This is a genomic window from Shewanella sp. MBTL60-112-B2, from assembly GCF_019655055.1.
Classification (GTDB): Bacteria; Pseudomonadota; Gammaproteobacteria; order Enterobacterales; family Shewanellaceae; genus Shewanella.
The window spans coordinates 1-10,527 of the sequence record NZ_BPFA01000054.1 but is presented as its reverse complement, the minus strand read 5'-3'; the positions used below and the strand labels follow the sequence as shown (position 1 = coordinate 10,527).

Here is a 10,527-nt window from a genome sequence, read left to right as displayed (position 1 = left end):
ATATATATCGAGTTGATGATATAGGTTTTGGCGAGACAGTCGATAAAGCCATTGCACCTTGAAAATAGTTTATGCAAGTTAGCATCAATACTAAGGAGGGACAATAAGCAACCAGCTTGGTTTACATGAGAACTTTTAATCTTGTTTTATAAAACTATTCTCTTTTAGCTCATAGCTTTTAATGCCCCCAGTCAACTCGTAACGCACAGGGGCAGCTAAACTGATATAGGCTAACTTTTGAAAGCAGGATCTACATAAGCGGTTGTTGGCTCAGTCTCAACAGCCTTTACTTATTAGTCTGCTGGTTAGATGCAAAATTCAAGGTATTCACAATTAGCAGGCACCCGTTGTTGATCAGACCACGGCGCATGACCCATGTTGACATTTTGCAACACCCTAAGCCATTCACCATGGCCAACCACAATGAGTGTATTAACCTTGAGCGAAGCGATATCGGTAAGAAATCGTTCTACTCTCGCTAATACCGCAGTTGCTGACTCGGCACGATTGATGGCGATATGATTTGCGTTAAAACGATTATCATAAGCCTGCCAAAGTCGCTCATTTTGTTCTGGTTGACGTAATAAGCCCTGCAACTCACCAAAACACCTTTCGCGTAATAAAGCATTAAGCTCTATAGGTAAATTTAAGCGCTGATTTAGCCATTCTGCTGTCGATACCGCTCTGCCAAGATCACTGGTGATAATGAGTTCAGGGCAAAATTTTTCAAGCTGTTGGCCGAGTAGCTTAGCTTGTTCAATTCCAGTTAATGTAAGTTGACTATCTAGGTGTCCTTGCAACTTGCCCAGCTTATTCCACTGAGTTTCACCATGGCGACAAAAGAGTATCTTCATACTAGCCTTACTCCTTATCGCCCAAGCCAACTACATTAACCCCATGATTAACCGTTTGTGTTCGCTCTTGTGCTTCTTCTCTAAGTACTTGTGCGAGTACCAGCGTTAACTTTGTCCACTCTGCTTCATCTGCAGGTAAGCCGACCCTAATCGCATCTTGCTCGTCGGTCAGACGCACTAACACCTTGTTGTGACACAGCAACTGAAACCACTGCCGAGCAGCGTGCATATAAACGGTTTGAAACAAGCCGGTGCCAACAACACGCCCAGGTAACTCGGATAACAATTTAGCCAGTCTATCACTGGCTAACACCAATCGATCTTGTTGTATATGTTGCCACTGGCTATCTGAAAGCGCTTGAGTACAGACATATCTTGCAGGCCCATTAAGACACCATGGGCCCAGCAGTGTTTGCAATGCTAGCCGGACAGGTGCTGGTGCAAATACGAAACCTGCTCGTATTCCTGCAAGTCCGAAAAACTTGCCTATAGAACGAAGAATAACCAAGTTATCATCACATCGACCAACAAGACTCTGCTCTGGAGTCATATCCATAAAGGCTTCATCTACAACCAGAAAAGCGCCGCGGCTTTTTAGCAGATTTAACCACTGTCTCAATAAGGCATTAGATATTAGGCAAGCTGTTGGATTGTTAGGGTTAATAACAACTAATGCATCACATCGCTGTAGTTGCTCTGCTGTTGGAGAGACGGCGTTGCATGTCTGTTTATTGAACTGGCAGTTAGAAGCGTCTTTTGAATAGCCGCCAGACTGTAAACTAGCATAATATTCAACCCGCCAACCCTGCTTGCGCCAAGCTCGTTCGTGCTCCTTGTAGCCCACCTTGGGTAATAGAACAACACCAGGCCCGCCGCGCTGAGCGGCTAACACACTAGGTAAGGCCTGAATTGCAGCCTGCGACCCTGATACAGGTAACGCATTGTGACCACCATAATATTGGTCAGCAGCAGCGATTAATCCATCTTCTTCTTCCGGTAAACGGTTCCAACAGGCTACGGGTATTTCAGGGATTGGATAATGCCATGGGCTCACGCCCGTTGATAAATCTAACCAATCTTGTGCACCGCCACCAAACTCACTGATTGCACTTTGTAGTCGGCCACCATGGTGTAAAAGAGTCATATTCTAGATACCACTTATAAAATATTAATTAATACTGCCAGTAGCAACAAGGCAATAATCCAATAGATAGCGCTTAACCAGACAAGGTTTGCAGCCCTATTAATATCTTTTGCCTCTGCTGGACGCCCTTGTCCTAATACTGGTTTATCACATATATAGCCGTCATATTCTGCCGCGCCGCCCATGGTAATGTTTAAGCTACCGGCACCCGCTGCCATCACCACGCCGCCGTTTGGGCTAGCACATTTCGGTGCTTGTACACGCCAACATTGAAGCGCTAGCGCCGTTTTACCACCAAGGGCATAAGCCAGAGCACACAAACGTGCTGGAATAAAATTGAGAAAATCATCAAGTTTTGCCGCGCACCAACCAAACTCAAGGTAAGTTTGATTTTTATAGCCCCACATGGCATCTAAGGTATTACTAAATCGATATAGCAAAGCACCGACGGGGCCAGCAACAGTAAACCAAAACAGCGCACCAAAAACGGCATCATTACCATTTTCGAGTACCGACTCGAGGGTTGCATTAACCACCTGCTGTTCTGTTAGGTTTTCAGTTTTACGGCTAACGATCATGCTAACTTTGTGCCTAGCAAGACTTAAATCGCCGAGCTTAAGTGCGTCACCTACTGCATTACCATGCTCTGATAGACTTCTCGCACCGATAACAAAATACAGCACCAATACATCTAACCACCAAAATCGCGGCAGTAATAACAAAGGCAATAATGGCAGCAATACTAAAGATACGGCTAAAATGCCTCTGGCTTTTGTCGGCTTCCAAAGATGATGCTTAATCCAACTCGCATAACGGCCTAAGCCAACTAGGGGATGAAAACGGGTGATTTCACCTAGGGTTTTATCTAGCAGTAATGCTAGAAAGATAATCCCGGCGCAGTAGAGAGGATCAAAACACATAGCTGGATCTCTCCTGCTGTCGATCTGCCACTAGCTCAATATTGCGGAAAGAAAACTGCCAACTTATGGGCCAACGGACTATTGAAGTTAGACTTAAGGCACTGGGCAAGGTTTGGAGCATGCCAACAGTTTCAGCCTGAAGAGAATTGCTAGTCTGTAAGATGACTCTGGAATAGTGATTCATTGATAGTTCTGCATCATAAATAATCCAACGGATAAAAGATGCTGAAAACAGGGGCTAAACGCACGCGCAACAGATGCGTGAATTTACAAAACCGAGAGCGCCCGCCCAGTTTTACAGCTTTTACTATCAAGGTGGGTACTCTGACTTCTGGCTCTAATTTCCGTTCTGTTACATACCCAGTGTTACTCAAGCCCGTGATGGCTCACTTATAACAAGATAGCTAGTGACAAAACATGAATTTGAAAATATGCCAGTTACAGTTGCGGGTACAGTTCGGAAATTAAATCCGATTCCCCCATTAGCCTTACAGCTCCCTGATAACATGAAGATTCTATAATAAAAATCGCATCTTATTCACTGTTACTTTCAACAGTAAAATTCATTCAAATTAATTCCTGAGCGTTGAGTCACCTATTTTGGGTTTCGATTTGATAGGCAAGATTAAATCAGTAATAAAAAACCGAGAATAGATGCCTCTATTCTCGGTAAAGATGGGAGCAAGTTTAATGAAACTTACTTTTGTTTAGCTCGTACACCTAACAATACTGCTGTTATTCAGCATGTAAAGCGTCTTGCTTTTTTATATGACCATTTTTGTGTACCACACTTAGCTGCAGCTACTATGCCTTGCAGGGACGACAATAGCGCAGCCTTGTGAGTTACTGATCATTGCATCAAAAACGATACTGCACAGTTGCAAGTATTAAATGGGCTTTATAATCGTGATCTAACAGACCAAGAGTCGTTAATCCAGTCGGGCCTGTTCCAGGGTAATAATCGACAGGTAACTGCGTATCATCACTGTCTTCATACGCTTCAAACTCATAACGTAATCCAACAACTATTTGCTGACTTATTGCGTAGTTTACGTATAAATTTGCATGATGACTTGTAGACTCATACATGCCAAATACATCATTGCCATCTACATAACTGTCACTGAATGAGATGGCAAAGTTGTAATCACCACCAATGGTGATCCCTGAGTCGCTCAAACCACTATAAGTAAACCCTGCACCAACAAAACCAAACTCTTCATTGGTATCAGCAGCCCAATAGCCTGCATACTGACTCTTGCTACTTGCTTGTTGATTATCTAACCATTGATAACCACCGTCAGAGCTCAGTAGCAAGTCCTTGGTTACCTGCCAGCTTAGACCTAAATCAAAACCATAATTGTTTGATTCCGTTAAACCTATGCTGGAATTGGCGTAATCATCAAGCGAATAGTAACCATGTGCACTAATGGCAACACTGTCGATTGGCGTATGCGTAATAAATACTTCTGCTTTGCTACTCTTTTTGTCCGCTAGATAATATTTACGCATTAACTGATCTTCAGATCCATTGACCGCGTCGTTATACAAGAACTGCGAACCGCCCTTATCTGCGTAACTACCTTTTACACGTAGATCCCACATGTCAAAGCCTGTCGCGCGCCATTGGGCCCAGAAGATGTTGTCATCGGTTTCTTCACGGTCTTGATTAGTACGCTCTGTTTCAATGCGATCATAGCCCACCTCAATGCGTTGGCCTGCCATTAGTTGGTAGTTTGCACTGAGTTTGTAAGCACTGCGAGTAGTGTCATATGGCGTATTTTGAACAAGCTCACCGGTCACACCATCGATACTTACCTGCTCATATTCATGAAGTTCTGTGTTGTTATCTCGATCTGAATAATCTACCGATGCATTAAGACGAAGCCCTTTCATTACGCGGCTAGAGAACTTTAGGTTGGCATCTAAGGTGTCAACCTCAGCATCCGCGCCTAGATTACCATCAGCAACACCTGTTAAGGTGATAAAATCACCATCTTGGCTCATATTACCGCTGGCCACGCGCCCTGCGATATAACTGCGGTCAAAGATATAATTGCCTTGCAGAGTCACAAAGTGGGCTTGGTTATCAACAGCTTGAGCCGCATCAGCAAAACCTGGCTGCTCGATTGACAGTTTTTCGATGTTATTGTCAAACCAACTGCCGTTATAACTTAGCTCAGTGAACCAGTTGGCTCCCTTAAGGTTAATGCCGGCACGTAAGTTTTGCGTTGTGTGATCGACTGGAGCTGCAATGTTAATCGCATCAATGCTGCCGTTTGTCATGCTACTGCGCTGCTTACCGGTTTTGTCTTCGCTGCTCATGGCCACATAGCTACCAAAGCGGTTGTGACTAAAGTCTGCTTCAAGAGTAAACTTTTGACGTTCAAGGGCTAACTCTTGAGTGGTTAACCCCTGTTGCTCAATCAAGTTACCACCATTTGCTAACCAACGACTTTGAGCATTGTCAGCATCATACTGATTACTTGCTTGATAGCCCGCTTCAACACTCCACTGACCTAAACGGCCAGTTTTTAATTTAGCTAACGCTTGCTCGCTGCCAAGTCCATCAGCATAAACCTCTGTACGATAACCTTGATTATTGATCACAGTGTCGGCATTCACTCCAACGGCAAAACCTTCGGTGTAGCGTAAACGATTAGCGGCATGGTCATCCTCGCTGTCTAACATGCCCACTTCTAAGCTAACACTGCCTAACACCTGCGAAGGACTCACACACTTACTGCACTTCCAGCTGCTTTCTTGTTTCGCAGCTTTTGCGGCTGTGACACCAAAATCGAAGGCACTTGCTCCACTACTGATAGTCGCTAATGCTAAGGCGACGATACTTAATTTGAATTTCATATACTTGTCCCCTTAGAACTGAAAGGCTTTGCCAGATGGATTGTTAGAACCATGAATTTGACTATGGCAATTTAAGCAACCTTGGCCACCAGTTTGAATGCTTTGATTATCACCAGGTGCTGTTGAAGCATGCGCGTCACCTGCGTGGCATTGCTTACAAAGCATTGGGACGCGAGATTTGAGTAAATCAGCATTAACACTGCCATGAGCATCGTGACAATTTGCACAATTTTCCATTACTGGTGCATGCTCCCAAAGGAAAGGACCGCGTTTTTCTGCGTGACATTCATAACAGGTTTGGTTGGTATCAAAACCTTTCAGTTCATGGTCGCTCATGCTGCCATGTGGGTTGTGGCAATCGCTACACACCATGGTGCCCCACTTAAGAGGATGTGAACTGCGCTTATTCATGTCAGCCTTAGCTTTAGTGTGACAACTCACACAAGTGTCAACTTGCTGGCTTGGGTTCATCACAGGATCTTGTGCAACGTGTACTTGATGACAATTCACACAACTCACATCTTGCTCAGCGTGTAACGAGGTGTGCCACGCCATCTGTGCAGTGTCGTTATGACAGGCGGTACAAACTGAGTCCTGCATTTGCGCCGTTAATGGCGAATCTTCACCAAAGCTGACCATAGGCTCGTTCTTACCTTTATGCTTACCTTGGGGACCATGACAAGCTTCACATTGAAGTCCAGCCATTGGGCCTTTACTGCCAGCTTGCCCATGGACGCTGTCAAAAATGGCCATCACTTGATCAGAACGTTTGTGACACATAATGCAAGTGTCAGCGCCCTTCTTTGAGTAATTACCCTCTTCAAATTTTTTCATTAATGTATCAAGAGGGTCAGCTGTAACCCCCGTAGATACTCCAGATAAAAGCACGAGCATTACACCCATAACATTAAATAGTTTCATCATCATCTGCCGTTAAGTTTTTTAATTATTTAAGTCTAACTAACTGAAATATGGTTATTTCAGCCTAAGGCTAGAGGATTAAAGAAATAATTACTCTATGATTTATGACAGCATTTCCCAAAGTGTTAACTATGCTATTAAATATTTTCACAGGTTGTTATCTGTAACGATATTCAAAGCCGCTTTAACCCATTGTCGCTTATGCTTTATGGCGCATTTATCAATACACAGCGCAAAAGCTGCCATAAATCAAACAGCAAACTCACTTAACCTCTATATATTCAGGTATTTAATATGATTATCTCGTATTAAACCCCTTGAATTAGTCCCAGCGAAAACTGCGGCTCGCCGCCCCTAAACAAACGAGGGTAATTGCCACCAAAAACATAAGATGGTCGCTAATATCGAAGAGCCCTGCACCATCAATAATCACAGCGCGATTGGCGTCATTCATATGTGTTAGGGGTAAGCAGTCAGCTAGGAATCGGACCCATGGTGTACTCCCTTCAAGAGAGAACCAGATCCCAGATAGAAACATCATCGGCCAAGAAATCACGTTTAGCAGTCCATTACACAACTCATCCGAACGCGTGCGGCTGGCAACCAACAAACCAATACTGATCATGGCGGCGCTGCCCAACAAAGTATTAAGAACTAATAACAACATGTTGCCTTGAGAGCGGATATCAAACATCAATGCGATCACCGCAAATACTATAATCGCTGATAATACCGTTGCGCCTAAGCGAGAGAGGAGTTGCGATGCCAAAAATTGCCACGCTGATAATGGGGTCACTTTAAGGCGCTTTAACACGCCCGTTCGGCGATATCTGACTACGACATATCCCACACCATAGAGGGCAGAAAACATCATGTTCATCCCGATAATGCCTGGTAGCAACCACTCCACATGGCGCACTGCTTTGCCTGTAATCGCGCTCTTTTGTAGCTCAGGTAACTTGCCTAATATGACTTGTTCAAGAATGTAACCTTGAGCACTGTCTGGATTGACCCAGTAACTGTCTCCACTGAGTAAACCATCAATCAGGTGACGAGAAACCTTATGCTTCGCCTGCTCTAGATCTTGGTAGTAGATAATTTCGATATGTTTTAACGCCTTTACTTGCTCCAGTTTTGGAACTTCACCATAAACACCAAGTTGATAAAGGCTTGGGTTATCGTCATCAAATACCAAAACTAAAGCGATAACTATGATGATCGGGAATAATAGAGACCAACCTAACGCAGACTTATCTCTACAAAACTCAAGGTTACGCGCGCTGATCAGTGCTAGCAGTGCATTCATATACGCAGCTCATTTCCTGTTAGTTTTAAGAACAGATCTTCAAGGTTGGGTTTGCGAACCGACATGCCATTTAGCGAAGGTGCGCTGGCTTTAAATGCAGTCATCAACTCATTAAATGAGTGACACTCCACCCGAGTTCGCCCTGCACACTCAGAGACTCGAATAGGCAATGCCCCAAAATCCTGTTGGGAAAACACACCGTCAAGTTCAACAATCTGTGGTAAAAAGTTATCTCCAAGTAAGGCTGCTGGCGTACCTTCTGCAATAAACTCTCCCCTATCCATAATCGCTATCCGATCACAAAGCTGCTCAGCTTCTTCCATATAGTGGGTGGTGAGAATAATGGTTTTTCCCTGTTGCTTAATCTCGCGTACTAGCTGCCAGAAGTGCAGCCTAGCTTGTGGATCTAAACCAGTTGTCGGCTCATCTAGAAATAACAATGTCGGATCGTTAATCAGGCTCAATGCCAGTAGCAAACGCTGTTTCTGCCCTCCAGATAAGTTGTAATGAAGTTTGTCGGCAATCTCGGTAAGCTGACACTGCTTTATCAGGTTTGCGATAGGCGTATGGCTTTGATAAAAGCTGGCAAATAACTTGAGGCAATCTGATACGGTTAGATAATCAGGCAAGGTTGTCGACTGGAACTGAATGCCGACTTCTTGCTTGAAGTTTTTGCCAATAGGCAAGCCCCGATACAGTACTTGTCCTTGAGTAGGGGTTAGCAAACCTTCAAGGATCTCAAGCGTTGTAGACTTACCCGCACCATTGGGGCCCAGTAAGCCATAACACTCACCCGTCTTAATATCTAAACTTATGTTATTGACCGCAGTAAAATCACCGTAACGGTGAGTCAGGTCACGCACACTCAATAATACTGACAATACAACCTCGAGCCCTTAATAAAGGTCTGTATTGTCAGCAGAGTTATTAAAAAAAACACTGGGGTTTTTAACAGACTTTTATTCTTAGATTCATATTTGTGTACTGGTGCGCAAACCCGTTTTGACACACTTGTCTTTATCAAAGAACTACTCATGATCTCTATAAATTCTTATTCTCAGGCTTTTCCATGCACCTAATAAAAATCTTATTGCTGGTTTCATTATTAATTGCTCCGCAATTTTCTTTTAGTGCTTTTGCTCAATCACTTAGAATCGTCTCACTTGCTCCAAATTGGAGCCACACCGTTGCCGAAATCGGTGCCATTGACGACTTAGTTGGTGTGACAAGTTATGCGCGCTTCCCTGCAGAGGTACCTAATCGCGTCAAACAGAACCGTATCGCGGTAGTCGGTGGATTTACTGATATCACGGTTGAAAATGTCACCCGCTTAAAACCCGATCTGGTACTGACAGCAACTAGCTTACAGCTTGGCTTAAAAGCCAAGCTCGAATCTTTAGGTTACTCAGTGATCCATATGGAGGAGTCAAGTCTTGAAGAGGTATACCACAAGATAGCCTTACTTGGAGACGCTATTGGTCATGAGACTCAAGCTGATACATTGGTGTCATCAATAAAAACTGAGCTCACTGAAATCGCTGCTCAATTTCAGTCACAACCATCACCTAAGGTGTACTACGAAATCAATTATTTCTACAAATGTGTGCCAGGTAAGCACTCTTATATGACCGAGCTTATAGAGCTAGTTGGTGCTGAACCGATATTTGCTGAGCGCGATGGTATTGCACCTATGGTGACTTGGCCCGAAGTTGTTAAAGCCAACCCAGATGTGATTTTATTGCCAATGTGGCCTGATGCAACAGGCCCGGTATTTCAAGGGCCTGAGGCTGGTAGTGGCACAACCACTATCGCAGAAATCAAAGGCCGCGAAGATGCAGATAAGGTCAATGCTGTAAATAACGATACAGTTAGGTTTATTGACTCAGCCGTTACCAAACAAGCTGGCCCTAGCATTCCACAAGCCGCAAGACTGCTGGCTGAAGCGATTTATGGCACATCACAATAATCACAAATACTGTTAATCGCATTCAATATTAATAATTGTTTTAGGTCGAAATAGGTAAGCAGGCGAAGTCACCTATTTCATAATTAAATAATCAATAGTATGCCGCAAGTTATCTAGATACTTTCTATAAGAGAATTGGCAATGACCTTCGCTAAGTCGTTATAAGAAGTTGAGCCCGACGAGCTACCAAACTGCTCCATCCCGCGTCCATGTTGCCTTTCGCTGCAGGAGTGAACTCACTTATTGATGCATCAAGTGTTTATTCCATGAATTTCAGGTACAAAAAAACCAGCTTTCGCTGGCCTACATATCACTTTATTCTTTAATTAAAGAATTGGTTGCGGGAGCCGGATTACTTTTTATAACAGAACTGGCAACGACCTTCGACAAGCTGTTATAAATAGCTGAGCCCGACGAGCTACCAAACTGCTCCATCCCGAGTCCATTTTGCCTTTCGCTGCAAGAGTGAACTCACTTATTGATGCATCAAGTGTTTATTCCATGAATTTCAGGTACAAAAAAACCAGCTTTCGCTGGTCTACATATCAAGT

8 protein-coding genes, 1 tRNA gene and 1 riboswitch are annotated in these 10,527 nt (G+C 43.8%); of the genes, 1 reads left to right on the top strand and 8 read right to left on the bottom strand.

The window, feature by feature from the left end:
* Nucleotides 1-305: 305 nt before the first annotated feature.
* The 7 genes from K5Q73_RS21035 to K5Q73_RS21005 all read right to left on the bottom strand — a co-directional run bounded on the left by K5Q73_RS21035 (nt 306) and on the right by K5Q73_RS21005 (nt 8,891).
* Nucleotides 306-854: a histidine phosphatase family protein gene (locus K5Q73_RS21035; RefSeq protein WP_220763818.1), complete on the bottom strand. Its 549-nt coding sequence runs from the start codon at nt 852-854 to the stop codon at nt 306-308.
* A gap of 7 nt (nt 855-861) precedes the next feature.
* The gene (gene cobD / locus K5Q73_RS21030) at nt 862-1,998 is read right to left on the bottom strand and encodes a threonine-phosphate decarboxylase CobD (protein WP_220763816.1); all 1,137 of its coding nucleotides are present in this window, start codon (nt 1,996-1,998) and stop codon (nt 862-864) included.
* 14 nt (nt 1,999-2,012) lie between these two features.
* Nucleotides 2,013-2,918: an adenosylcobinamide-phosphate synthase CbiB gene (gene cbiB, locus K5Q73_RS21025; RefSeq protein ID WP_220763814.1), complete on the bottom strand. Its 906-nt coding sequence runs from the start codon at nt 2,916-2,918 to the stop codon at nt 2,013-2,015.
* Nucleotides 2,919-3,214: 296 nt separating this feature from the next.
* Nucleotides 3,215-3,434, bottom strand: a riboswitch (cobalamin riboswitch).
* Between the two features lie 342 nt (nt 3,435-3,776).
* On the bottom strand, nt 3,777-5,783 hold the full coding sequence (locus K5Q73_RS21020; RefSeq protein ID WP_220763811.1) for an MtrB/PioB family decaheme-associated outer membrane protein: 2,007 nt from the start codon (nt 5,781-5,783) through the stop codon (nt 3,777-3,779).
* A gap of 12 nt (nt 5,784-5,795) precedes the next feature.
* The gene (locus K5Q73_RS21015; protein ID WP_220763809.1) at nt 5,796-6,704 is read right to left on the bottom strand and encodes a DmsE family decaheme c-type cytochrome; all 909 of its coding nucleotides are present in this window, start codon (nt 6,702-6,704) and stop codon (nt 5,796-5,798) included.
* Nucleotides 6,705-7,026: 322 nt separating this feature from the next.
* Nucleotides 7,027-8,010 (bottom strand): ABC transporter permease, encoded by a 984-nt coding sequence (locus tag K5Q73_RS21010; protein WP_220763807.1) that lies wholly within the window; start codon nt 8,008-8,010, stop codon nt 7,027-7,029.
* A complete protein-coding gene (locus tag K5Q73_RS21005) occupies nt 8,007-8,891 on the bottom strand; it encodes an ABC transporter ATP-binding protein (RefSeq protein ID WP_220763805.1) in 885 nt (294 codons plus the stop codon). The genes K5Q73_RS21010 and K5Q73_RS21005 overlap by 4 nt, the downstream gene beginning before the upstream one ends.
* Before the next feature lie 188 nt (nt 8,892-9,079).
* Here K5Q73_RS21005 and K5Q73_RS21000 point away from each other — a divergent pair, with 188 nt between their 5' ends.
* Nucleotides 9,080-9,976 carry an ABC transporter substrate-binding protein gene (locus K5Q73_RS21000; protein ID WP_220763803.1) on the top strand — a complete coding sequence of 299 codons (897 nt, stop codon included), beginning with the start codon at nt 9,080-9,082 and terminating at the stop codon, nt 9,974-9,976.
* A 335-nt stretch (nt 9,977-10,311) separates the two neighbouring features.
* Here K5Q73_RS21000 and K5Q73_RS20995 read toward each other — a convergent pair.
* Nucleotides 10,312-10,417 (bottom strand) — tRNA-OTHER (locus tag K5Q73_RS20995).
* Between the last annotated feature and the right edge of the window lie 110 nt (nt 10,418-10,527).